Annotated in this window: 24 protein-coding genes and 2 tRNA genes; 16 read left to right on the forward strand and 10 right to left on the reverse strand. The window is 68.2% G+C overall.

Going from position 1 to position 24433, the window contains the following annotated elements; translation table 11 throughout:
• Positions 1–60: 60 nt before the first annotated feature.
• A complete protein-coding gene (locus LPH33_RS09155) occupies positions 61–480 on the forward strand; it encodes a cupin domain-containing protein (protein ID WP_145691844.1) in 420 nt (139 codons plus the stop codon).
• An 18-nt stretch (positions 481–498) separates the two neighbouring features.
• Here LPH33_RS09155 and LPH33_RS09160 read toward each other — a convergent pair whose 3' ends face one another.
• Positions 499–891, reverse strand: coding sequence for a globin (locus LPH33_RS09160; protein WP_006551125.1), 393 nt, complete (start codon positions 889–891; stop codon positions 499–501).
• Between the two features lie 187 nt (positions 892–1078).
• On the opposite strand from LPH33_RS09160, the gene LPH33_RS09165 reads away from it, so the two are divergent.
• The 3 genes from LPH33_RS09165 to LPH33_RS09175 are packed head-to-tail and all read left to right on the forward strand — an operon-like array spanning position 1079 to position 2500.
• Positions 1079–1708: an HNH endonuclease gene (locus LPH33_RS09165; protein ID WP_080597645.1), complete on the forward strand. Its 630-nt coding sequence runs from the start codon at positions 1079–1081 to the stop codon at positions 1706–1708.
• A gap of 59 nt (positions 1709–1767) precedes the next feature.
• Complete coding sequence (locus LPH33_RS09170) at positions 1768–2040, forward strand: hypothetical protein (protein ID WP_085467950.1); 273 nt, start codon at positions 1768–1770, stop codon at positions 2038–2040.
• Positions 2027–2500: a DUF5130 domain-containing protein gene (locus LPH33_RS09175; RefSeq protein WP_160876428.1), complete on the forward strand. Its 474-nt coding sequence runs from the start codon at positions 2027–2029 to the stop codon at positions 2498–2500. The genes LPH33_RS09170 and LPH33_RS09175 overlap by 14 nt, the downstream gene beginning before the upstream one ends.
• A gap of 110 nt (positions 2501–2610) precedes the next feature.
• Here LPH33_RS09175 and pepN read toward each other — a convergent pair whose 3' ends face one another.
• Positions 2611–5193: an aminopeptidase N gene (pepN, locus tag LPH33_RS09180; protein ID WP_229567879.1), complete on the reverse strand. Its 2583-nt coding sequence runs from the start codon at positions 5191–5193 to the stop codon at positions 2611–2613.
• A 63-nt stretch (positions 5194–5256) separates the two neighbouring features.
• Positions 5257–6498, reverse strand: coding sequence for an NAD(P)/FAD-dependent oxidoreductase (locus LPH33_RS09185; protein WP_229567881.1), 1242 nt, complete (start codon positions 6496–6498; stop codon positions 5257–5259).
• A 159-nt stretch (positions 6499–6657) separates the two neighbouring features.
• Between LPH33_RS09185 and LPH33_RS09190 the strand changes: the two genes are divergently transcribed.
• From LPH33_RS09190 to LPH33_RS09215, 6 genes are all read left to right on the forward strand, one after another.
• Complete coding sequence (locus tag LPH33_RS09190; protein ID WP_420714483.1) at positions 6658–7290, forward strand: DsbA family protein; 633 nt, start codon at positions 6658–6660, stop codon at positions 7288–7290.
• A gap of 37 nt (positions 7291–7327) precedes the next feature.
• Positions 7328–7915 carry a GNAT family N-acetyltransferase gene (locus LPH33_RS09195; protein WP_145691840.1) on the forward strand — a complete coding sequence of 196 codons (588 nt, stop codon included), beginning with the start codon at positions 7328–7330 and terminating at the stop codon, positions 7913–7915.
• Positions 7916–8093: 178 nt separating this feature from the next.
• Positions 8094–9308, forward strand: coding sequence for an SfnB family sulfur acquisition oxidoreductase (locus LPH33_RS09200; protein WP_229567883.1), 1215 nt, complete (start codon positions 8094–8096; stop codon positions 9306–9308).
• A 184-nt stretch (positions 9309–9492) separates the two neighbouring features.
• A complete protein-coding gene (gene sfnG / locus LPH33_RS09205; protein WP_026061069.1) occupies positions 9493–10608 on the forward strand; it encodes a dimethylsulfone monooxygenase SfnG in 1116 nt (371 codons plus the stop codon).
• Positions 10609–10638: 30 nt separating this feature from the next.
• Positions 10639–11118 carry a ribose-5-phosphate isomerase gene (locus LPH33_RS09210; protein ID WP_229567885.1) on the forward strand — a complete coding sequence of 160 codons (480 nt, stop codon included), beginning with the start codon at positions 10639–10641 and terminating at the stop codon, positions 11116–11118.
• A gap of 3 nt (positions 11119–11121) precedes the next feature.
• On the forward strand, positions 11122–11919 hold the full coding sequence (locus LPH33_RS09215; RefSeq protein WP_016691859.1) for an Fpg/Nei family DNA glycosylase: 798 nt from the start codon (positions 11122–11124) through the stop codon (positions 11917–11919).
• 34 nt (positions 11920–11953) lie between these two features.
• Here the strand turns inward: LPH33_RS09215 and LPH33_RS09220 are convergent, their stop codons facing one another.
• From LPH33_RS09220 to LPH33_RS09245, 6 genes are all read right to left on the reverse strand, one after another.
• A complete protein-coding gene (locus tag LPH33_RS09220) occupies positions 11954–12748 on the reverse strand; it encodes a hypothetical protein (RefSeq protein ID WP_088897376.1) in 795 nt (264 codons plus the stop codon).
• 54 nt (positions 12749–12802) lie between these two features.
• Positions 12803–13909 (reverse strand): wax ester/triacylglycerol synthase domain-containing protein, encoded by a 1107-nt coding sequence (locus LPH33_RS09225; protein ID WP_088897375.1) that lies wholly within the window; start codon positions 13907–13909, stop codon positions 12803–12805.
• A gap of 119 nt (positions 13910–14028) precedes the next feature.
• Positions 14029–14604, reverse strand: a complete 576-nt coding sequence (locus tag LPH33_RS09230; RefSeq protein WP_160876444.1) for a hypothetical protein — start codon at positions 14602–14604, stop codon at positions 14029–14031.
• An 11-nt stretch (positions 14605–14615) separates the two neighbouring features.
• On the reverse strand, positions 14616–15764 hold the full coding sequence (locus LPH33_RS09235; RefSeq protein ID WP_229567887.1) for a zinc-dependent alcohol dehydrogenase: 1149 nt from the start codon (positions 15762–15764) through the stop codon (positions 14616–14618).
• 73 nt (positions 15765–15837) lie between these two features.
• Entirely contained in the window at positions 15838–16995 is a 1158-nt protein-coding gene (locus LPH33_RS09240; protein ID WP_088897372.1) for a carboxylate-amine ligase, read from the reverse strand.
• A gap of 608 nt (positions 16996–17603) precedes the next feature.
• Positions 17604–17677 (reverse strand) — tRNA-Gly (locus LPH33_RS09245).
• A 140-nt stretch (positions 17678–17817) separates the two neighbouring features.
• Here LPH33_RS09245 and LPH33_RS09250 point away from each other — a divergent pair.
• From LPH33_RS09250 to LPH33_RS09275, 6 genes are all read left to right on the forward strand, one after another.
• Positions 17818–17894 (forward strand) — tRNA-Pro (locus LPH33_RS09250).
• Between the two features lie 73 nt (positions 17895–17967).
• The gene (gene tig, locus LPH33_RS09255) at positions 17968–19353 is read left to right on the forward strand and encodes a trigger factor (RefSeq protein WP_420714484.1); all 1386 of its coding nucleotides are present in this window, start codon (positions 17968–17970) and stop codon (positions 19351–19353) included.
• Between the two features lie 142 nt (positions 19354–19495).
• Positions 19496–20122, forward strand: a complete 627-nt coding sequence (locus LPH33_RS09260) for an ATP-dependent Clp protease proteolytic subunit (protein WP_016691866.1) — start codon at positions 19496–19498, stop codon at positions 20120–20122.
• Positions 20123–20168: 46 nt separating this feature from the next.
• Positions 20169–20831, forward strand: a complete 663-nt coding sequence (locus LPH33_RS09265) for an ATP-dependent Clp protease proteolytic subunit (RefSeq protein WP_016691867.1) — start codon at positions 20169–20171, stop codon at positions 20829–20831.
• A gap of 230 nt (positions 20832–21061) precedes the next feature.
• A complete protein-coding gene (gene clpX / locus LPH33_RS09270) occupies positions 21062–22339 on the forward strand; it encodes an ATP-dependent Clp protease ATP-binding subunit ClpX (protein ID WP_016691868.1) in 1278 nt (425 codons plus the stop codon).
• Between the two features lie 180 nt (positions 22340–22519).
• Positions 22520–24112: an acyl-CoA synthetase gene (locus tag LPH33_RS09275; RefSeq protein ID WP_229568309.1), complete on the forward strand. Its 1593-nt coding sequence runs from the start codon at positions 22520–22522 to the stop codon at positions 24110–24112.
• On the opposite strand, the gene LPH33_RS09280 is transcribed toward LPH33_RS09275, so the two are convergent.
• The gene (locus tag LPH33_RS09280; RefSeq protein ID WP_064063323.1) at positions 24109–24378 is read right to left on the reverse strand and encodes a hypothetical protein; all 270 of its coding nucleotides are present in this window, start codon (positions 24376–24378) and stop codon (positions 24109–24111) included. The genes LPH33_RS09275 and LPH33_RS09280 overlap by 4 nt on opposite strands.
• Between the last annotated feature and the right edge of the window lie 55 nt (positions 24379–24433).

Raw genomic sequence — 24433 nt, forward strand, 5'->3', positions numbered from 1 at the left:
AGGGCGAACGGTGCCCGCGACCGTTCCGTCGGGACCTGGCCGCATGATAGGACGAACGGCATGAATACGACATCGATCGTCGCGGTCCGGCTGGACGACGTGGAGTTGCGCGACGACCCGATCAACCCTGCGTGGATTCACGAGGGTGCTCCCGTGGCACGCAGCGGTCAGTGGGCGACCAGCGTCGACCGCACCACCACCACACACGTGTGGGACTGCACGGCCGGTCGCTTCGACTGGCATTTCGGCGTCGACGAGATCGTCCACATCGTGGAGGGCTCGGTCATCGTCTCGTCCGCCGACTCCGAACCACGCACCTTGCGAGCCGGGGACGCGGCGCTCTTCCGTGCCGGTACCACCGCGCTGTGGGAGGTCCCCGAATACGTGCGCAAGCACGCCATCCTGCGACGTCATCTGTCTCCGATGGCGCGGTTCACCCAGAAGGTGGAGGACCGCCTGCGCCGGATGCTGGGCCGCTGACCCCGGACACGCCGACCCCTAGATGGGGGAATTCATCATCGAGTCGGCCGCCATGTTCATGTAGTCGACGAGCTGCCGGCGGTGCTCGTCGTCGAGCGTCTTCTCGTCGATCGACGCGATCGCGGTGTGCATGCACCGCAGCCAGGCGTCGCGCTCGAGCGGCCCGATCCGGAAAGGATGATGACGCATGCGCAGCCGCGGGTGGCCCCGCTCCTCGGAGTAGGTGCGCGGGCCGCCCCAGTACTGCTCCAGGAACATCCGCATGCGCCGTTCGGCCGGACCGAGATCCTCCTCGGGATACAGGGGCCGGACGATCTCGTCCCGCGCGATCTCCTCGTAGAACCGTGCAGTGAGCCGGCGGAACGTCTCGGCGCCACCGACCGCCTCGTAGAAGGTCTGCTCGTCACTCATCTGTATTCGTTCACCGTCCCTCTCGACCGTCCATTGTGCCCGCTCCCGACCGCACACCGCCCGACGAGCCGTGCCGGGGCGGGACCGTCACCGGATGTTCACCGGCCCGACCTGGACCGGTCCGCTGATTTCGGGTGCGATTCGAAAGCATCCGTGGTCCACTGTTCCCAGTCTTTTCGGAGGTCGTATGAAGCACAGCAGCAGCTCGCATCGACAACTCCCGCCCGCGGACGCCCCTGCAGGGGTGCCGGGGGCTACCACACTGCGCGTGGTGCACGACAGCACCGCGACGGTACCCGACTGGTTGAAACGTCGAGTGTTGCTGCTCAACGCCACCTACGAGCCGCTCACCGCCCTGCCCGCCCGCAGGGCCGTGGTCCTGATGGCCGGGGGCAAGGCCGATACCGTGCACGACGATCCGCTCGCCCCGCTCGTGCGATCGGCCGAATGGTCGGTGCAACTGCCGTCCGTGATCCGTCTGCGCAACTACGTGCGCGTTCCGTATCACGCGCGGGTGCCGCTCACCCGGGCCGCGCTCATGCACCGCGACCGGAACCGGTGCGCTTACTGCGGAGGCAAGGCCGAGACGATCGACCACGTCGTGCCGCGCAGCCGCGGCGGCGAGCACACCTGGGAGAACTGTGTCGCATGCTGCGCGCCGTGCAACCATCGCAAGGCCGACAAGCTGCTCACCGAACTCGGATGGACCCTGCGTGTGGTGCCGAATCCGCCCAAGGGCCGGCACTGGCGCCTGCTCGCGACCCTGCCCGAGTTGCACCCCACCTGGCTGCCCTATCTGGGGGAGGGCGCGGCCTGATCGGGTCGTTCTCCGGGGCGTATGAGGCCTTTCGAGCCCGGCTGGGCTAACGTTTGGCTGTGAGCATTCTCGAGACAACCCTGATCTTCGTCGGCATCCCGCTGCTGATCGTCTTGGTCTTCGGTGGGCTGTCCTTCGTCATGAGCAAGTACCCGGGCTCCACGCCGTCGGACGACCCGTACACGCTCGACCGGAAATGGGAGTACGAACCGCTCCTGTGGACCGCGACCGACGAATCGACCCATCCCTGGAAATACCCGCATCATGGTCACGGTCATGCCGCTCTGACCTCGGCGGAGCTGATCGGAGGTACCGCAAGTGGCAAGTGGTGACGTGATCCAGCGTCCGGCCGTCGCGCCGGAGAACCTGCCGCACGGTGCGGCACTCACCGCGAGCGGACGCATCTCCGCCGTGCGCGGTCTCGGGCAGGCCTTCACGGGCGCGCCGTTCAAGGACCGCGACCTCATCACCCTCGACGACACGCTCACGCACGCGATACGGATCACCAATGTGCGGTTCACCGTCTACATCGGTGACGACGTGAATCCGGCCGCGGCGACCGACGCCCTGCTGCCGACGACGCCGGACGCCGACAACTCGGTCCTCGTCGCCGTCTTCCCGAACCAGCGGAGCATCGAGGTCCGCTCGGGTCGTACCGCCGCCGACCGCGCCACCGACCGCGTGCTGCAGCTCGGCATCACCGCGGCCGTGTCGTCCTTCGGTCAGGGGAATCTGCTCGACGGCATCACCAGCGCCGTCCGCGTCATCGCGAACGCCATGGTCGCTCCCTGATACGGAGCCCACGACCATCTGTGGCCCGCTGCCGCTCCGTGAAGGAGAGGCAGCGGGCCACAGTCGTCTCATGGGGGCACCGCCCACAGTCGTTCGGTGAGGTCGGTGCGTCAGGACGCGTCGAACGCGCGTGCCTTCAACGAGCGCACGACCCCGGCACGACCCTCGACGACGAGCCGGCGCAGGGCCGGCGGATGGTCGCCGGCGAGGAACTCGTCTGCCGCAGCCACCGACTGCTCACTGATCGACCACGACGGGTACAGCCCGATCACGACGGTCTGCGCGACCTCGCTCGAACGGCGCTCCCACACTCCCGGCACCTCCGCGAAGTACCGCGCGACGTACGGCTCGAGCAGTTCACCCTGACCGGCCGGGGCGAAACCGCCGATCACGGCGCGCGCCGTGATGTTCGGGACGCTGTCGTCGTGCACGACCGTCTGCCACACCTGTTCCTTGACGGCCTCCTGCGGACGCGCCGCGCGGGCGGCCGCCGCCTGGCGGGCACCCGCGGCCGTCGGGTCGCGTTCGGCCTCCGCGTCGATGAACGGCGACTCGACACCCTCGGCATCGACCTCGCCCGCCGCGGCGAGCGCCTGGACGATCCGCCAGCGCAGATCGGTGTCGACTGTCAGCCCGGGCAGGCCGACCGTCGCCGGATCCGCGCCCAGCAACTCCTCGAGCACCTCGGTGTGCCAGGGCGACAGGTACGCGGTGGTGAGCGCGTTGACGAACGCGAGCTGATGGTCGGAGCCGGCCTCGGACTCGCGGGCGAGCTCGAGCAGACGGTTGGCGAAGTCCGCCCGGCCCTGCTCCGCGGCCCAGGACGGGTCGGCGTAGCTCTCCAGCGCGGTGTGCGCCTGCATGAGCAGACGCTGGACGACACCGACCTCGGTCTCGGCGGCGATGCCGCGCTGCACGAGGGCGACGAAGTCGCGCGCCTTCATCTCGGCCTGACGGGTCATCTCCCACGCCGCCGACCACACCAGGGTGCGCGGCAGCGACTCGGCGATGTCGCCGACCCGGTCGATGACGGTCGCGAGCGACTCCTCGTCGAGCCGCACCGAGCAGTACGTCAGGTCGTCGTCGTTGACGAGGACGAACGCGCCGCGCGGCACACCCACCAGATCGGGGACCTCGGTGCGCTCGGCGGCGTCGACGTCGATCTCCACGCGGTGCGTGCGGACGAGCTTGCCGGAGCCGTCGTCGTCGTACACACCGATCGCGAGGCGGTGCACGCGGACCTCTCCGGCGCCGGGCTGGGCACCTTCCTGCACCACCGCGAAACGCGTGAAGCGTCCCTGGTCGTCGACCTCGAAGTCCGGTCGCAGGATGTTCAGGCCGGTGGTCTTGAGCCACTGGGCGCCCCAGTCCGACAGGTCGCGGCCGGAGGCCTTCTCCAGCGCGGCGAGCAGGTCGTCGAAGGTGGCGTTGCCGTAGGCGTGGTCGCGGAAGTACTCGCGCAGACCGGCGAGGAAGGGCTCCTGCCCGACATAGGCGACGAGCTGCTTGAGCACCGACGCGCCCTTGGCGTAGGTGATGCCGTCGAAGTTGACCTCGACCGCGGCGAGGTCGGGGATGTCGGCGGCGATGGGGTGCGTCGACGGCAGCTGGTCCTGCCGGTAGGCCCACGACTTCTCGACGTTCGCGAAGGTCGTCCACGCGTTGGTGTACTCGGTGGCCGAGGCCTGGCACAGAACCGACGCGAACGTCGCGAACGACTCGTTGAGCCACAGGTCGTCCCACCAGCGCATGGTGACGAGGTCGCCGAACCACATGTGCGCCATCTCGTGCAGGACGGTCTCGGCGCGGCGCTCGTAGGAGTAGCGGGTGACCTTGGAGCGGAAGACGTAGTCCTCCAGGAAGGTCACCGCGCCGGCGTTCTCCATCGCCCCGGCGTTGAATTCGGGCACGAACAGCTGGTCGTACTTGCCGAAGGCGTAGGGGATCCCGAAGTTGGCGTGGTAGAAGCCGAAGCCCTGCTTGGTCTCGGTGAACAGCCGGTCGGCGTCCATGTACTCCGCGAGCGATGCGCGGCAGAAGATGCGCAGCGGGATGGTGCCGTGCTCGTCGGTGTACTCGTCGGACCACACCGCGTACGGACCGGCGATGAGCGCGACGAGATAGGTGCTCATCCGCGGGGTGGTGCGGAAGATGTGCAGACCCGGCTGCGCGGCCGTCGTCTGCACGGTGTCGGCGTTGGAGATCACGGCCCAGTCCTGCGGCGCGGTGACCTGCAGGTCGAAGGTGGCCTTGAGATCGGGCTGGTCGAAGCACGCGAACATCCGCTTGGCGTCGGCCGTTTCGAACTGCGAGTACAGGTACACCGCGTCGTCGGTGGGGTCGACGAACCGGTGCAGGCCCTCGCCGGTGTTCGTGTACAGGCAGTCGGCGTCGACGACGAGTTCGTTGTGGGCGGCGAGCCCGGTGAGGGCGATGCCGGTCTCCTCGGAGTATCCGGACACGTCGACGGGTTCGCCGTTGAGGGTCGCCGAGTGCACGGTCTTCGCGATGAGGTCGATGAACGTCGAGGCGCCCGCGGTCGCGTCGAATCGGACAGTGGTCACCGACCGGAAGGTCGTGGTGCCCGGCGCGCCGGCACCGTCGGTGAGATCCAGTTCGATGCTGTAGTTGTCGACGGACAGGATCGCGGCCCGTTCGGCGGCCTGCTCGCGGGTCAGATTCGGTGGTGCCACGGGAGAACTCCTTCTCACGACGGAATGTCGGTCGGCGTCCATCCCATCATGATCGGCGAACCCTCACGGAGCGACGTCGGACAACGGCACCGTGGTGTCCGTCAACCGGCCGACGTCGACGGGCCGCCCCGAGGCGATGAGAGCGCGGATGTCGTCCCCGGCATCCCAGATGTTGACGTTCATCCCCGCCCGGACCCGCTGCTCGTCGTCGAGCCAGAACGCGAGGAACTGCCGTCCCGGCACGTCGCCGCGGGTGACCACCCGCGCGTCGCGGGGAGCGAGCCCGACGTATTCCATGCCGAGGTCGTACTGGTCGGTGAAGAAATAGGGGAGCCGGTCGTAGGTCGCGTCGCGGCCGAGCATCGTCGCGGCCGCGACGGCCGGCTGGTTCAAAGCGTTGGCCCAGTGTTCGACGCGCACCCGGGTGCCGAGCAGCGGATGCTCCGCCGACGCGATGTCGCCGACCGCCACGATGTCCGGATCGCTCGTCCGCAGCGATGCGTCGACGAGCACGCCGTCGTCGACCGCGAGCCCGGCGTCGCGGGCCAGCTCGACGTTCGGGCGCGCCCCGACCGCGACGAGCACGGCGTCGGCGGGCACCACACTGTCGTCGCCGAACCGGATGCCGCTCGCGCGACCGTCGTAGGCGACGATCTCGCGCACCGAGGTGTTCGTCCGCAGATCGACCCCGTTCGCGCGGTGCAGGTCGGCGAACACCGCACCCATCTCCTCGCCGAGGGCGCCGAGCAGGGGCTGCGTCGCGGTCTCCGCGACCACCACGCCCGCGCCCCGGCCGCGGGCGTTCGCGGCGATCTCCATGCCTATCCATCCCGCGCCGATGACGGCCAGCCATCCCGCGTGGTCGGTCTCGCCCTGGATCGCGGCGAGCAGCGCATCGGAGTCCTCGACGGTGCGCATGACGTACACGCGTTCGGCGTCGGCTCCGGGAATCGGGACCGTGCGGGGCGTCGAGCCCGTTGCGAGAGCAAGCTTGTCGTAGTGCAGCGTCGACCCGTCGGGCAGCGTCACCGTGTGGGCGGCCGGATCGATCGCGGTGACCTTCGTGCCGAGCAGCAGTTCGACGCGGTGGTCGCGGTACCAGTCGCCGTCGTGCACCGTGAAGTCGGCGAGTTGCTTGCGTCCGGCGAAGTAGTCCTTCGACAACGGCGGTCGCTCGTAGGGCAGGTGCTCCTCCGCGCCGATCAGCAGGATGCGCCCGGGAAAGTCGCGGGCGCGCAGTTCCTCTGCCAGCTTGGCGCCGGCCAGACCCGCGCCGACGATCAGAAACGTTTCCTCACCCGACATCGTGGTGCCTCCACTGTGATGCGTGCCGGACCTGCTTCCCGGCTCCGACGTTACGGCTACCGCCCGCACTACGGCCCGGTTCAGGAAGAATCGTCGACGGGGCCGTGTTGAACATGCTTGTAGTTGTCCGGCCCGTACGAACTCTTGTGAGGAGATCTCTTGAGCGACCTGACTGCCGCGTCCTCGACCGGCAAGGACACCGCCGACTTCTGGTTCGATCCGTTGTGCCCGTGGTGCTGGATCACCTCGCGCTGGATCCTCGAGGTCACGAAGGTGCGCGACATCGAGGCGCGTTTCCACGTGATGAGCCTGGCCGTGCTGAACGAGGGGCGCGACCTGCCGGAGGAGTACGCCGAGCTGATGACGAAGGCGTGGGGCCCGGTGCGCGTCGCGATTGCCGCGGCGCAGAAGTACGGCGACGACATCCTCTCCCCGCTGTACACGGCGATGGGCACCCGCATCCACAACGAGGGCAACAAGGACTTCGCGGACGTGATCGCCGCGTCGCTCGCCGAACTCGACCTCGACGCCTCGCTGGCAGAGGCCGCCGACAGCGATGCCTACGACGAGGCTCTGCGCACGAGCCACCACGCCGGCATGGACAAGGTGGGCCAGGACGTCGGTACCCCCACGATCCACGTCAACGGCATCGCCTTCTTCGGTCCCGTCCTGTCGAAGATCCCGCGCGGCGAAGAGGCCGGGAAGGTGTGGGACGGCGTGGTCGCTCTCGCGTCCTACCCGCATTTCTTCGAACTCAAGCGCAGCCGCGACGAGGAGCCCGACTTCTCCTGACCGGGCATCGCCGTGGCGCTCGGTAGAGTGCCACGGCGTGTCGAACGATCATGTGGTCCGGCCGGCGACGGTGCACGATGTCGAGAAGGCGACGGCAACGCTCGGACGAGCGTTCCGCGACTATCCGTTCACCCGCTACACCGTCGACGGCCGGGACCACGAGACCCGGGTCCGCGACCTGCAGGGGCTCTTCCTCGCCGAGATCGGCATGCGCTGCGGCGAGGTGTGGGTCTCCGACGACGTCGACGCGGTGGCCGTGTGGACGACGCCCGACTCCATCGGGCTCGGGGAGGCGTTCGCGTCCGTCGCCGATCGGGTGACGGAACTGCGGGGCGATCGTGCCCGCGCCGCCGAACTGGCCGAGCAGGCCACCGCGGAACTGCAGCCGAACGAGCCCGTGTGGTTCCTGGCCACGGTGGGCGTCGATCCCACCTCGCAGGGTCGCGGCCTGGGACGGGCCGTCCTCGAACCCGGACTCCGCGCGGCCGAGCGGCAGGGGGTCGCGGCCTGTCTGGAAACCTCCTCGGAGACGAACGTCGCGCTCTACGAACGTCTCGGATTCGTCGTCACCGGTGTCGTGGAGCTGCCGGACGGCGGCCCGAAGGTCTGGGCGATGCGCCGCTGACCTGACGGAGACTCGGGACCGGAGGTCGCAACGCTCCGCGCGTACAGACTTGTGCTCATCCCGAATTCAATTCTCGGCTTCGGGTCGGACGCGGACTACCGTGATGCATCATGGCTGTTCCCTGTCCCCGTACCCTGCTCGTCACACCCAGCGCGTCGCTCGCGCCGGAGGTGACGCGATGACCACCTCACGCACCGCGACCCGCCTTGCAGACACCGGCGAGGCCCTGCGCGTCGCTTCTGCGCTCGCCGACGAGTTCGCAGCCGGCGCGTCACGTCGTGATGCCGAACGGGAACTGCCGCGCGACGAGATCCGCGCGCTCGCGTCCTCCGGACTGCTCGCGGTGACCGTGCCCACCGAATACGGCGGCATCGCCGCTCCGTACGAAGTGGTCGCCGAGATCTTCCGGATCCTGGCCTCGGCGGATCCGAGCATCGCCCAGATCCCGCACTCGCACTTCACCTTCCTCGAGGCGATCCGGTCCCAGGGCAGCGACGAGCAGAAGCGTTTCTTCTACGGCGAGGTGCTCGACGGGGCGCTGTTCGCCAACGCCCAGAGCGAACGCGGATCGCGTGCGGTGAACATCGACAGCACCGTGCTGCGCCGACGGGACGACGGCTACGTCCTCACCGGCCGCAAGTTCTACAGCACCGGTGCGCTGTTCGCCGACTGGATCGCGGTGCGCGCCAGCCTCGCCGACAACCCGGACGCGACCGACGCGTCGACCCCGAAGGCCGTCGCCTTCGTCCGGCGCGAGACCGCCGGACTCACCGTCGTCGACGACTGGGACGGCATGGGCCAACGCACCACCGCCAGCGGCACCGTCACCCTCGACGACATCGAGGTCCCCGACGCGGCGGTCGTGCCGTACACGCCGATCTTCGAAGCGCCCACCACCTACGGCGCTCAAGCGCAGCTGCTGCACTCGGCGATCGACGTGGGTATCGCGACCGGCGCACTCGCCGAGGCCGTCGTCCAGGCAGGTCGCGCACGGCCGCACTTCGAGGCGGATGTCGAACGAGCAGTGGACGATCCGCTGCTCGTCCAGATCGCCGGAGAGGCCACCGTCACCGTCCGGGCCGCCCAGGCACTGCTCGCGGAGGCAGGGCGGGCCGTCGACCGCGCACGCGCGAACCCGACCGCAGAGACCACCGCCGCGGCCTCCATCGAGGTCGCGACCGCGAAGGTCGCCGCGACCCGCGCCGCCGTCGAGACGGCGAACATCCTGTTCGAACTCGGCGGCACCCGCAGCGCATCGGGAGCCGCGAATCTGTCGCGCTACTGGCGCGACGCCCGCACGCACACCCTGCACGACGCGACCCGGTGGAAGCTCCAGCACACCGGCCGGTGGACCCTCAGCGGCACCCACCCGCCGCGCTACGGCGTGCTCTGACCCGCCTCCGGCGGGGTGTGCTCCGACCTGCCTCCGGCGGGGTGTGCTCCGACCTGCCTCCGGCGGGGTGTGCTCCGACCTGCCTCCGGCGGGGTGTGCTCCGACCCGCCTCCGGCGGTCCACTGTTCGGATCTCGTTGATTCTTATGGTGGGCGCGGGACCGATCCCGGGCTTGGATGAACACATGTCGACCGAACGCATCGCCGATCAGACCACTTTCGCCTACTGGGTGCCCAACGTCAGTGGTGGTCTGGTCACCTCGGACATCGAACAGCGCACGAGCTGGGACTACGAGTACAACGTCGAGCTCGCCCGTACGGCCGAGAACAACGGCTTCGAATACGCACTGAGCCAGGTGCGGTACGAGGCCAGCTACGGCGCGGAGTTCCAGCACGAGTCGACGAGTTTCAGCCTCGCCCTGCTGCTCGCCACCGAGCGGCTCAAGGTCATCGCCGCCGTCCACCCCGGTCTGTGGCAGCCGGCCGTGCTGGCCAAGCTCGGCGCGACCGCCGACCAGCTGTCCGGTGGCCGGTTCGCGGTCAACGTCGTCAGCGGATGGTTCAAGGACGAGTTCACCCACATGGGTGAGCCGTGGCTCGAGCACGACGAGCGCTACCGGCGCAGCGCCGAGTTCCTCCAGGTGCTCCGCAAGATCTGGACCGAGGACGAGGTCGACTTCCGCGGCGACTTCTACCGGATCCACGACTTCACACTGAAGCCGAAGCCGGCCAACACCCCCGAGCGCCCGAATCCGGAGCTGTTCCAGGGTGGCAACTCCACCGCCGCCATCGCCAACGGTGGTCGCTACGCCGACTGGTACTTCAGCAACGGCAAGGACTACGACGGCATCACCGCCCAGATCGACGAGCTGCGCGAGGTCGCCCGTGCCCACGACCGCGAGGTGAAGATCGGGCTCAACGGGTTCATCATTGCCCGCGACACCGAGAAGGAGGCCCGCGACACCCTCCGGGAGATCGTGGAGAAGGCGAACAAGCCGGCCGTCGAGGGCTTCCGCAGTGCCGTCCGGCAGGCCGGTTCGTCCACGGGCGACAAGAAGGGCATGTGGGCGGACTCGACTTTCGAGGATCTCGTCCAGTACAACGACGGTTTCAAGACCCAGCTCATCGGCACGCCCGAGCAGATCGCACATCGCATCGTCGAATACCGTCGTCGCGGCGTCGACCTGATCCTCGCCGGTTTCCTGCACTTCCAGGAGGAGGTCGAGTACTTCGGCAGGAACGTGCTGCCGATCGTGCGCGAACTCGAGGCCCAGGAGGCCCGCGAACCCGTCGGCGTCTGACACACCGACCGGCCTCGTTAGACTCGGCCCATGCGCGTTTACCTGGGAGCCGACCACGCGGGCTTCGAACGGAAGAATGAGATCATCGAGCACCTGAAGAAGAACGGCCACGAGCCGATCGACTGCGGTGCGTTCGAGTACGACGCCCTCGACGACTACCCGGCCTTCTGCATCGAGGCCGCGCGGCGCACCGTCGCCGACAAGGGCAGCCTCGGCATCGTGCTCGGGGGTAGCGGCAACGGCGAGCAGATCGCCGCCAACAAGGTGCCGGGTGCGCGCTGCGCCCTGGCGTGGAGCGTCGACACCGCCAAGCTTGCGCGCGAGCACAACAACGCGCAGCTCATCGGCATCGGTGGCCGTATGCACAGCCTCGAGGAGACCCTCGCGATCGTCGACGCCTTCCTGTCGACCGAGTGGTCGAACGAGAAGCGTCACCAGCGCCGCATCGACATCCTCGCCGAGTACGAGAAGACCGGCGAGGCCCCGGCGGTTCCCGGCGCGCCTGCCTGATCCGTGCCCGAAGGACACATCCTGCACCGGCTCGCCCGGCTGCACCACGAGTGGTATTCGGGTGCGCCGGTGCGGGTGTCCAGTCCGCAGGGGCGGTTCGCCGACGGTGCCGCCGCCGTGGACGGACGCGTCCTGACCCACGCGGACGCGTGGGGCAAGCATCTCTTCCACCACTACGAGGGTGGTCTCGCCGTCCACGTGCATCTCGGTATCTACGGTGAGTTCACCGACCGCGAGTTGCCGCTCGGCGAACCGGTCGGACAGGTGCGGATGCGGATGATCGGCGCGCGCCACGGCAGCGACCTGCGTGGTCCGGCGGCGTGCGAGGTGCTCACCCCCGGTGAGGTCGAGTCGATCGAGGCCCGGCTCGGTCCCGACCCGCTGCGTCCCGACGCCGATCCCGAGCGGGCGTGGCGCCGCATCGGCAGATCACGCACCGCGATCGGGGCGTTGCTCATGAACCAGGCCGTCATCGCCGGGGTCGGCAACGTCTACCGCGCCGAAGTGCTCTTCCGCCACGGCATCCATCCGGAACGTCCGGGAAACAAGCTGTCCCGCAGTGAGTTCGACGCGATCTGGGCCGACCTCGTCGAGCTGATGAACGTCGGTGTCGAGCACGGGCGCATGCACGTCGTGCGACCCGAACACGACCACGGTGCGCCGGCCTACGCCAAGAACAGACCCCGTACGTACGTCTATCGCCGTGCCGGCGAACCCTGCCGGATCTGCGGGACTCCCGTCCTGCACTCGGTCATGCAGGCGCGGAACCTGTTCTGGTGCCCGGTCTGTCAGCCGAGCTGACCCGACTCAGGGGATTCGGCTCAGTCGACCCGGCTCAGAAATCGAAGCCGCCGAAATCGAATCCGCCGCCGTCCCCGCCACCGAAGTCGCCGCCACCGAAATCGTCACCGCCTCCGAACTCGTCGCCCCCGCCGTATTCGTCACCACCGCCGAAGTCGTCGCCCCCGCCTGTCTCCGCGGACGGATCACCGACGCCGGATTCGAATGCTTGCGCGTCGTAGGGGACACCGGCCATCCCGGCGAACATCGTCGAGAAGAGCAGCATCGAGCCGACACCCCACGCGCCTGCCACCAGGGCGGGCTTCCACCACGGCTCCGAATACCAGCCCGCAGGGACGGGCCGGCCCGCGACGCGACCGCCCGGGTAGTAGTTCGGTGTCGCGGAGGACGGTGACGGCGACGCGGCGATGGTGCGTCCCTCGAAGTCGACGGTGCGTTTCTCGGTGACCTCGCCGGCGGACTTCTGTCCGTCGAGCGTCGGGATCTCCGGACCCGGGTCCATGCCCATCGCCAGGCGCGCGGCGCGGATGTAGTACAGACCTTCGAGCGCGGTCTGTTTCGCGAGACGCGCCTGCATCGGCGAGTTCGCCTGCTCGATCTGGGAGCCGGCGGCGGTGAAGCGCTCGGATGCGTCCGCCAGCGCTTGGCGTGAGGCGTCGTCGGTGCCGGTCAGGTTGTAGATCTGGCCGCCGAGACGCTCGATCGCCTGCCGTGCGTCGGCCTTGGCGTCGTCGAGGGTGACGGTGCGGTGACGGGTGGTGCTCTTCTGGGAGCGGGAGACGAAGTACACCACGGCACCGACGGCGGCGAGGATGAGCAGAAGTTCCACGGCCGATCCTTCCGGTGGGGAGGGTCCTGTTCTCCAGCGTACCGACGCGGGGAGTCACTCCCCGAGGACCGCGCGCATCCCTTCCTGCAGGCAGGAATCGAACGAATCGCGGTTGGGGAGGACCGTGGGGTCCACCGCCAGGCCCATGCAGCAGGTGTCGCGGTAGGACATCGCCGACGCGGTCATCATTGCGCCGTCGGCCGCGCCGAAGCCGTAGTACCGCTCGATCTTCGCGCCACCGACGTAGAGCGGTGCGTGGGAACCCGGGAGCGTGGACACCACCACGTCCCGCGGACCGACGGCGATGTCGGCCTGTGCTCCGGCGGAGGACGGGAACGAGATGTCGATGCGTCGCATGAGATCGACCGCGTCCATCGCGTGGATCTCCGTCTCGTCCTCGGGTGCCATGGCCACCGCTCCGCCGTCCGGCCCGGGCACGACGACGCGCAGGCCGTCGATCGAGCGGCCGTGTCGACGGCGGTACTCGCTGCACGCGAGGAGCATCGCGGCGGAGAACCCGCTCGACACGCGACAGCCCGCGCGTTCGCAGGCGTGACGCAGGGCGGCGAGATCCGCGTCGAGCACGTGCAGTCGCGGCGCGCGGGGTGCGGGCTCCTCGCGGTCGCCGGTGCGTCCGAGCAGGGCATTGATCAATCCGGTGCCCAGCGACGTGAACACGTGCGCGGCGGTGCGGAACGACTCGGCGCTCTGCTCGGACACCGATTTCGCCCACGACAACATGGAGTCGGACTGCCCGGGAGCCGGCACGGAGCCGAGATGGCGCAGGCGGATCACCAGTGCCGACTGGCCGCCGTCGAGGCCGTCGAGCAGGGTCAGTTCCCAGCGCGGGTGCCCGAGTCCCGAGGGCTCGGGTGCGGTGCGGGCGTAGGCGAGCACCTCCTCGAAACTCGCCGGGGCGGGCAGCTCGACCCGCTCGAGATGCCAGGGCGGATCCGAGTCCGGATGCCCGGTACGGCGCGGCGGGTCGAGGCCGAACGGAAGTTCCACCACGCGGTGCCGGAAGCTCGGCGACTCGTGGTTGCCCGGCGCGAGCACCGCCGCGACCCGATCCCAGTCGGGGGTGGCGTCGAGAAGGACGGCGGCGACGACCGAGGAGCCGGGGGAGCAGTCCCGGGCGAGGTCGTCGGAGGTATCCTTCACAACAGGGACGGTCTCATATCGTGAACGACACACACCCGCGCTTGACTCTCGCTTTGCACTATCGAGTCGAAAAGGTGACACGTCGTTGCTGGATTCGGGATGTCCCCACATGCCGGTCCTCACCGCCGCGCTCGTCCTCTCCAACGTCCGACGGCCACTGCGCCCAGACCCGCCGCGGCGATCCACGGTGCTCCCGAGACGAACGGATCGAGCCACTGGTGATTGACGTCGGCCCGCGAACTCCGACGTCGCGATGCCCCACCGTGCGCGGTGATCTCCGCCCGGAGTCCGCTCTCGGTCACCGGATTGTCGGGGCGGCCCTGCAGCAGCGCCCGGACCCGGCTCTCGGCGACGTCGATGCGGTCGGCGCCGATCAGAAGTAACCAGTGCGCGGCGCGGGCCTCGCTGTACCGGCGGTAGGCGTGCCTGCGCACGACACCCGACAGTCCCTTCAACGGCGCGGTGGTGCCGAAGACCGGCGTGACGAAGGCGTGCTCGATCGAGCGTTCGCGGGTCTCGTGTCCCGGCTGGCGTTCGGGGAAGTCCCAGTGCGCGCCCGTCGCCTCGGGCGCGAAGCGTTCCTTCGGCACCGACGGGCGGTCGCGCGGATCCAGGTCGACGCCCCAGCCGGGGATACGGGCACGCAGCTGGTCGGGGGTCTCGGGCGGTTCGGGCTTGTCTGCGGTGTAGGCCATGATGGTCCTCCTCAGCTCCCGTCGGCGACGATGATCGGTTTGATGCACCCGTCGAGCTTCGACGAGAACATGTGGTAGGCCTCCGCAATGTGTTCGAGCGGAACGCGGTGCGTGACGATGTCGTTCGGTTTCAGGTAGCCGTTGCGGACGTGCTCGAACAGCCGCGGCCACTGGCGCTTGACGGGGCACTGGTTCATTCGCAGCGTCAGGCCCTTGTTGAGCGCGTCGCCGAACTTCACGGCACTGAAGATCGGGCCGTAGGCGCCCATCACCGAGATGGTGCCGCCCTTACGGACACCGTCGATGGCCCAGTTCAGCGCGACCGGCGAGCCACCCTGCATCTTCAGCTTCGCGGCGGTGACGTGCTGCAGGAAGTTCCCGTCGGCCTCCGCGCCGACGGCGTCGATGGCGACGTCCGCCCCGAGATGGCCGGTGATCTTCTTCAGATGGACGACGATGTCGTCGTACTCCGCGAAGTTGGAGGTCTCGGCGTGTGCGAAGGTGCGGGCCTTCTCCAGCCGGTACTCGAGATGGTCGATCACGATGACCCGGCCGGCCCCCATGAACCAGGCGGACTTCGCCGCGTACAGGCCCACCGGGCCGGCGCCGAAGACCACGACCGTGTCGCCCTCGACGATGTCGCCCAGTTGGGCACCGAAGTAGCCGGTCGCCAGGGCGTCGGTGAGCATCAGAGCGTCCTCGCCGTCCATCCAGTCGGGCACGACGGTGGGACCGACGTCGGCGAACGGCACCCGCACGAACTCGGCCTGGCCACCGTCGTAGCCGCCGCAGGTGTGCGAGTAGCCGTAGATGCCACCGACCGCGGTGGCGTTGGGGTTGACGTTGTGGCAGTTCGAATACAGGCCGCGCGCGCAGAAGAAGCACGACCCGCAGAAGACGTTGAACGGGACCATGACGCGGTCGCCGGGTTTCAGGCTCTGCACCGACGGACCGACCTCGTGGACCACCCCGACGAACTCGTGGCCGAAGGTCGTACCGACGCGGGTGTCGGGCATCATCCCGTGGTAGAGGTGCAGGTCGGAACCGCAGATCGCCGCCAACTCGACGCGCACGATGGCGTCGTTGGGATGCTCGATCCGGGGAATGTCCTTCTCTTCGACGCGGACCCGATACGGGCCGCGATAGACCATCGCGCGCATACGTGCTCCCTCGTCGTGGCTCGTGTGGTCGCGAATACCCGAGGGAAGGACCTCCACACGGCAGGTCGCGGGATCAGAGCGCCGGAACGTCCGGGGCGGGGTGGGCGCCGCCGGACAGGGGAGGAGTCTGCGGTCCGTCGACGAACGCGCGGTGCAGTGCGTCGACGACGTCGGCGACGGCGTGACGGCGGGCGAACGCGCGTCGCTGCAGCATCGCCCCGGTGCCGCGGGCGAGGATCGTCTCCCACATCGCCGCCGCGCACCGGTGGTCGCCGGTCGCCTCGAGTTGTGGGCGGATGTATCGGAGGAAAGCGCGGAACGACTGTTGCGCGGTGGCGGGCCGTCCGGTGAACACGTCGACGGCACGTCCGGTCGGCCCCTCGCGAGCAGCGCACAGGTACGCGGCGTGGACGACCTCGTCGGCGACCGGAGGAGCAGTGATGCCCGCCCGGACCTCTCGTTCGGCGGTGGCGACGAGCGCGCGGACGAGCATCGCCAGGAGAACAGTCTCGTCGACCGTCGCCGGCACGTCGCTCACCCGGATCTCGACGGTAGGCAGATGCGCCGAGGGACGCACGTCCCAATAGACCATGCCCGGATCGAGGATGTTGCCGCTCTCGATCATCATGGCGACGATCGCGTCGTAGTGCTCCGCCGACGTGAACCGCGGGGGAGGACCCGCGCACGGCCAGCGGGAGGCCATGATCGCCCGCCAACTGGCGTACCCGGTGTCGCGGCCCCGATGGATGGGCGAGTTGGCCGTCGCGGCCAGCAGGGTGGGCAACCACACCCGGACGTGATTGCACACCAGGACGGCGGTTTCGCGGTCCGCAACACCGACGTGGACGTGGCAGCCGCAGACCTCCTGCTCCTCGACGAGACGTCCGTACCGCTCGGCCATCGTCCGGTAGCGCGGCACATCCGTCACGGACGCGAGCTGTTGGAGCGTGGGCGACACACCCGACGCGAGCAGACCCACGTGCGCCTCCCGCGCGGCCGCGGCTGCGATGGTCCGGCCCTCGACGACACGCGCACGCAACTCGGCCGAGCTGCGGCAGACCGGTGTGTTCACCTCGACCTGGATGCGTTTGAGCTCGTAGTCCATGTCGAGTCCGAGCCGGGCGGCTGCGGCCACGACGAGGTCGTTGCTCGCGGTGAGCCGTTCGGAGGTCGGGTCGACGAGGAAGAACTCCTCCTCGACGCCGACGGTCGGAGCGGAGGTCGGGGGCATGTCCGGAGTCGGTCTGTGGCGCCGAGGCATCGTTGCCTCCCTGCATAGCGAGGCGCCGTCGGTACAGCCGGCGCCGTCGGTGACGCCGGCGCCTTCTCGACCGACCGCTGACCTACGGGGGTGAGACGACGATACTCGGATTTCACACCGGAGAACGGCATTCGATGGGGGAGAGGGACCGACCGGAGTCGTTCCCGACTCCGGCCGGCCGGAGGTGGGGCGAGGCCGGTCCCTCGACACCCCCCCTGCGGTGTCATCCGACGACGCCCCACCCGTTCGCGGTCGCGTCCACGGGAGGGACGCGACGAGGAATCACGACGCGGTGGTTCGTGCGGTCGTCGGAATGCGGATGGGCGGGCCGGACGAGACGGGGCCGGACGAGAAGGGCGAGGACCGAGGCCGACGCGAGTCGAACCGAAGTGGACTGCAGCCGAGGTCGCATTCGGACGACCTGTGGTGGGGCTGCTTCTCAACCTCGACGGCATGATGACACCCCTCGGGACCATGTGTCCAGGAATGTGCATGTCACCTGCCGGAAACCGGACGTCGGCGACGGTCCGGAACGACGAAGCCCGCCGGTGCTGTGTGCACCCGGCGGGCTTCCTCCGTGGAGGGGATGACGGGAATCGAACCCGCGTAGCCAGTTTGGAAGACTGGGGCTCTACCATTGAGCTACATCCCCGTTGCGGCTGCGGCGCCGGTGTCGACCGGTGCTGCGGCTTGCGAGATGTGACTGTACCGGACCTCGCTTTGGATTTCATAATCGGGGGGCCGTAGGATTCTGCGATGGGTCCCGCGGGTCGGATGCGGTGCCTTCACGACCGGGATGTGGCGCAGCTTGGTAGCGCATCCGCTTTGGGAGCGGAGGGTCGCAGGTTCGAATCCTGTCATCCCGACCAGATCGAACAGCGTCAGCGCGCTCAGTAGTGACACGAACGACCGACAAGAGAGCACGACAGAAGGAGCATGTCCGTGAAGAGCACCGTCGAGCAGCTGAGCCCGACGCGAGTCCGTATCAATGTTGAGGTGCCCTTCGAGGAGCTCCAGCCTGATTTCGACCGCGCTTTCAAGGCCCTCGCCGGCCAGGTCCGCATCCCGGGCTTCCGCCCCGGTAAGGCTCCTCGCAAGATCCTCGAGGCCCGCGTCGGCCGCGGCGCCGTTCTGGACCAGGTCATCAACGAGGCCATCCAGAGCCGCTACAGCGAAGCCGTGACCGCGAACGACGTCAAGGTCATCAGCCAGCCCGAGATCGACGTCACCAAGCTCGAGGACAACGTCGAGCTGGCGTTCACCGCCGAGGTCGACGTCCGTCCCGAGATCACCCTCCCCGATTTCTCCGCGATCGCCGTCACCGTCGATCCCGTCGAGATCACCGACGAGGACATCGCCGAGCAGCTGCTGTCGCTGCGTCAGCGCTTCGGCACCCTCACGGGCGTCGAGCGTCCGGTGCAGGACGGCGACTTCGTCTCCATCGACCTCTCCGCGACGGTCGACGGCAACGAGGTTCCCGAGGCCGCCACCGAGGGCCTGTCGCACGAGGTCGGCTCCGGCCAGCTCATCGACGGACTCGACGAGGCGATCATCGGTCTGTCCGCCGGCGAGTCGAAGGAGTTCACCTCCACGCTGGTCGCCGGTGAGTACGCCGGTAAGGAAGCCGTCGTCACCGTCAAGGTCAACACCGTCAAGCAGCGCGAGCTGCCCGAGGCCGACGACGAGTTCGCGCAGCTCGCGAGCGAGTTCGACACCATCGGCGAGCTCGAGGCCGACCTCCGCGAGCGCGTCCAGCGCGTCAAGCAGGTCGAGCAGGCCGGCCAGATCCGCGACAAGGTCCTCGAAGTTCTCCTCGAGACCGTCGAGATCCCGGTCCCCGAGGCCGCCGTCCAGGCCGAGGTCGACAGCGCGCTGCACGACGCGATCCACGAGCTCGATCACGACGAGACCAAGCTGAACGAGCTGCTCGAGGCCCAGGGTACGAGCCGCGAGGAGTTCGACAAGGAAGCACGCGAGTCCGCCGAGCGTTCGGTGAAGACCCAGCTGCTCCTCGACGCGATCGCCGAGGCGGAGAACACCACGGTCGAGCAGCAGGAGCTGACCGAGCGCATCTTCTTCCAGGCGCAGCGCTACGGCATCCCGCCGGAGCAGTTCATCCAGCAGATCAGCCAGGCCAACCAGCTCGGCGCCGTCTTCGCCGACGTCCGCCGCGGCAAGGCGCTCGGCACCGTCGTCGATCGCGCCACCGTGACCGACACCACGGGTGCGACCGTCGACACCAGCGAGCTGTTCGGCACCAAGAACGACGACGACGCCGAGGGCGAGAACGCCGAGGCGGAGACCACCGAGGACTCGGCTTCCGAGTAGTCGGACGACCCACGGAGATTCGAAACCCCAGGGGCACGAATTTCCGCTTTCAGCGAAGAGGGGCGGCACCGGGCATCCGGTGCCGCCCCGTTTCGTTAGTGTCAGTGTCAGCAACCCACGATCGACGAGAAGGCAGGTACCCGTGACTCCTCAGAATCCGGCGACATCCATCGGTCCCGCGATGACCTCGGCCACCGCTGGGCTGAACCTCAGCGACTCGGTGTACGAACGCCTGCTCCGCGAGCGCATCATCTTCCTGGGCACCCAGGTCGACGACGACATCGCGAACAAGCTGTGCGCGCAGATCCTTCTGCTGTCGGCCGAGGACCCCACCCGCGACATCTCCCTGTACATCAACTCGCCGGGCGGTTCGGTCACCGCTGGTATGGCGATCTACGACACGATGAAGTTCGTCGAGTGCGATGTCGCGACCTTCGCGATGGGCCTTGCCGCCTCGATGGGTCAGTTCCTGCTCTCCGCCGGCACCAAGGGCAAGCGTTACGCACTCCCGCACGCGCGGATCATGATGCACCAGCCGTCCGCAGGCATCGGTGGTACGGCGAGCGACATCGCGATCATGGCGGAGCAGTTCGCACACACCAAGCGCGAGATGGCCGAGCTCATCGCGGAGCACACGGGCCAGTCGGTGGAGCAGATCACCAAGGACTCCGACCGCGACCGCTGGTTCACGGCGCAGCAGGCGCTCGAATACGGCTTCGTCGACCACGTCGTCTCCCGGGCGCAGCAGGCCGGCGGCACCGCCAACTAGGTCCCGGCCCGATCTGCCCTCACACCACCGAATTCTTGGAGAAGCGATGACCAACATGTTCGATCCGCGTCAGCTCGGCGGCGCCGCTCCTGCCTCGCCCGCGAGCCGCTACATCCTCCCGTCGTTCATCGAGCACTCGAGCTACGGCGTCAAGGAATCCAACCCGTACAACAAGCTGTTCGAAGAGCGCATCATCTTCCTCGGCGTCCAGGTCGACGACGCGTCCGCCAACGACGTGATGGCCCAGCTGCTGGTGCTCGAGTCGCTCGATCCCGACCGCGACATCACCATGTACATCAACTCGCCGGGTGGTTCGTTCACCTCGCTCATGGCGATCTACGACACCATGCAGTACGTCCGCGCCGACATCACCACGGTGTGCCTCGGCCAGGCGGCGTCCGCCGCGGCCGTCCTGCTCGCCGCCGGCACCCCGGGCAAGCGTCTGGCGCTGCCCAACGCTCGCGTGCTCATCCACCAGCCCGCGACGGGTGGCATCCAGGGTCAGGTCTCCGACCTCGAGATCCAGGCCGCCGAGATCGAGCGCATGCGTACCCTCATGGAGAACACGCTCTCGAAGCACACCGGCAAGGATCCCGAGCAGATCCGCAAGGACACCGATCGGGACAAGATCCTCACGGCGGAGCAGGCCGTCGAATACGGTCTGATCGACCGGGTCCTCGAGTACCGCAAGCTCTCGGCCCAGAAGTAGAACGTCGCAGGCGGTTCCGGAAGGCACGGTGCCTTCCGGAACCGCCGACGCCGGGACTGTGATCGCCGACACATGTTGTGCTGTACAAATATGACCGGAAACGCGCAGAACCGGTCGACCTGCGCGCCGACATCCGGGTACGGTCGATCAAAGGGCCCGCTCCCCGGGACCGCCCCGTGTGGTGGTTGCGGGACCGGTTGCACGCACACGAGGAAGTAGGGACCTGACTGATGGCACGTATCGGTGACGGCGGAGATCTGCTCAAGTGCTCCTTCTGCGGAAAGAGCCAGAAGCAGGTCAAGAAGCTCATTGCGGGCCCCGGTGTCTACATCTGCGACGAGTGCATCGATCTCTGCAACGAGATCATCGAGGAGGAGCTGGCCGAGACCAGCGAGGTCAAGCTCGACGAGCTGCCCAAGCCCGCCGAGATCCGCGACTTCCTCGACAATTACGTGATCGGCCAGGATGCCGCCAAGCGCACGCTGGCCGTCGCGGTCTACAACCACTACAAGCGCATCCAGGCCGGCGACAAGGGCCGCGACTCCCGCGGTGAGACGGTCGAACTCGCGAAGTCCAACATCCTGCTCCTCGGTCCCACCGGCTGCGGCAAGACCTATCTCGCGCAGACGCTCGCGAAGATGCTCAACGTGCCGTTCGCCATCGCCGACGCCACGGCACTGACGGAGGCCGGCTACGTCGGCGAGGACGTCGAGAACATCCTCCTCAAGCTCATCCAGGCCGCCGACTACGACGTCAAGCGCGCCGAGACCGGCATCATCTACATCGACGAGGTCGACAAGATCGCCCGCAAGAGCGAGAACCCGTCGATCACCCGCGACGTGTCGGGCGAGGGTGTGCAGCAGGCGCTGTTGAAGATCCTCGAAGGCACCCAGGCATCCGTCCCGCCGCAGGGTGGCCGCAAGCATCCGCACCAGGAATTCATCCAGATCGACACCACGAACGTGCTGTTCATCGTGGCGGGTGCGTTCGCGGGTCTCGAGAAGATCGTCTCCGACCGCGTCGGCAAGCGCGGCATCGGCTTCGGCGCCGAGGTGCGGTCGAAGGCAGAGATCGACACCACCGACCACTTCGCCGACGTCATGCCCGAGGACCTCATCAAGTTCGGTCTGATCCCCGAGTTCATCGGCCGCCTGCCGATCCTCGCGTCGGTGACCAATCTCGACAAGGAATCGCTCGTCCAGATCCTGTCGGAGCCGAAGAACGCTCTGGTCAAGCAGTACGTGCGCCTCTTCGAGATGGACGGCGTCGAACTCGAGTTCTCCCAGGACGGACTCGAAGCAGTCGCTGACCAGGCGATCCTCCGTGGCACCGGCGCCCGCGGTCTCCGCGCCATCATGGAGGAGGTGCTCCTGCCCGTGATGTACGACATCCCCAGCCGCGACGACGTCGCCAAGGTCGTGGTCACCGCCGAGACCGTGAACGACAACGTGCTCCCGACGATCGTTCCGCGCAAGGCCGATCGGGAGCGCCGCGACAAGAGCGCCTGATCACGCGACACCCACGATTCCACGAACGCCCCGGCACGGACAGTGTCGGGGCGTTCGTCGTTCTCCCACACAGTAGGTGTGATCTTCGCTGTTCCCACTGACCGGGAGTGGCGGACATCACTCGGCTCGGGAGGTGGCACCTTGACCGCACCTCGAGTCACTGTGTCGGAAGGAATCCCGTTGTCGCTCAACCTCGCGGACCTGTTCGAAGCGATCGTCGACGCCGTCCCCGATCGCACGGCGATCGTGTGCGGGGAGGAACGGCTCACCTATCGAGAACTCGACGCCGGTGCGAACCGGCTCGCCCACCACCTCGCCGGTGAAGGGGTGGGCACGGGCGATCACGTCGGCCTGTACATGCGCAACAGCACGGAGTTCGTCGAGTCGCTCCTGGCCTGCCTCAAGATCCGCGCCGTACCGATCAACATCAACTTCCGGTACGTCGACGCCGAGCTGGCCTATCTGTTCGACAACGCGGAACTCGTCGCCGTGATCGCCGACGGCGAGTTCGCCGGCACCACCACTGCGGTGCTGCCGCGAACACCCACGGTGCGGCACGTCGTCACCGTCGGATCGGTCGCCGACGTGGAATGGGGCGAGGTCACCGCCGTCGACTTCGGCAAGGCGACGGCCGGAGAGTCCGCCGAGCGCGACTTCCCGGCGCGTAGCGGCGACGATCTGTTCATCATCTACACCGGGGGGACGACGGGGCTGCCGAAGGGCGTGATGTGGCGGCACGAGGACTTCTTCCACGCGGCGCTGTCGGGCGGGAATCCGTTCGGCGAGCCTCACGCCGATGCCGCCGCAGTGGCGGCCGCCGTTCCGCACATCCCGGAGATGACCTGGATGCTCACCGCACCGCTGATCCACGGCGCTGCCGTGTACAGCATGTTCAGCGCCTTCTGTCTCGGGACGGCGCAGGTGCTGGTGCGCGGATTCGATCCTCTCGAGGTGCTGGGGATCATCGAACGCGAGCGGGTCATGACGATGACCGTCGTCGGCGATGCCATGGCCCGTCCGCTCGCCGACGCCGTCGCCGAACACGGATCCGAGTACGACCTGAGTTCGCTGTTCGTGGTGGGGTCCGGCGGTGCGTTGTTCTCGCGCTCCGTTCGCGAACAGTTGTCGTCGTTGCTTCCGAACGTGATGGTCCGTGACGGTTTCGGGTCGTCGGAGTCCGGGGTGGACGGTGACCTCGCGATCGGCGAGGACGGGTCGATGCGCATCGCCGCGAAACCCACCGTGCGGGTCGTCGACGAGCGGATGCGCCCGGTCGAGCCGGGTTCGGGGGAGATCGGGTACATCGCCCGCGCCGGGCACGTCCCGCTCGGCTACTGGGGAGATCCGGAGAAGACTGCGGCCACCTTCCCGGTCGTCGACGGGGTGCGCATGTCGATTCTCGGTGACATGGCCCGGGTCGAGGAGGACGGCACGATCGTCCTGCTGGGTCGGGGGTCGATGTGTATCAACACCGGAGGGGAGAAGGTCTTCCCCGAGGAGGTGGAGATGGCGATGAAGAGTCATCCCGCCGTGATGGACGTTCTCGTCGCCGGTGTCGAGGACGAGCGTTACGGCCAGAGGGTCGGGGCCGTGATCCAGCCGCGCGAAGGGCACGATGTGCCGTCGCTCGACGAGCTGGCCGAGCACGTCGCCGGACTCATCGCTCGTTACAAGGTTCCGCGGGTGGTCGTCGGCGTGGATCACATCGTGCGTTCTCCTGCCGGCAAGGCCGACTACCGTTGGGCGAAGACGACACTCGAGTCGTCCCGTTAGCGGCACCCCTCGTCCGGATGACGGTCGGGGCCAATCGACTCGGTGGCGAAACGCGCTGCGCGGACGAACATCTCGGTCACGTCGTCGTTCGGGTCGGATCTCCGGCGTCGAACGGTCGAGAGGTGCATCGCACCGATCGTTGCGGCGAGAAACTGCGGCGGGTGGTCGGTGCGTACCTCGTCGCGGGGCACACCGGCCTGCAGGATGCGGAGCAGTTCGCCGTCCGGCCGCTGCGTGCGCGCATCGCTGAGTTCCGTTGTCGCCATATCCTTCTCGAGCTCTCCGGGGGGGGGAGGGATGATCGAGACATCGCTCACCGGA

The sequence above is a fragment of the Rhodococcus sp. RDE2 genome (genome assembly GCF_020885655.1).
GTDB lineage: Bacteria > Actinomycetota > Actinomycetes > Mycobacteriales > Mycobacteriaceae > Rhodococcus > Rhodococcus pyridinivorans.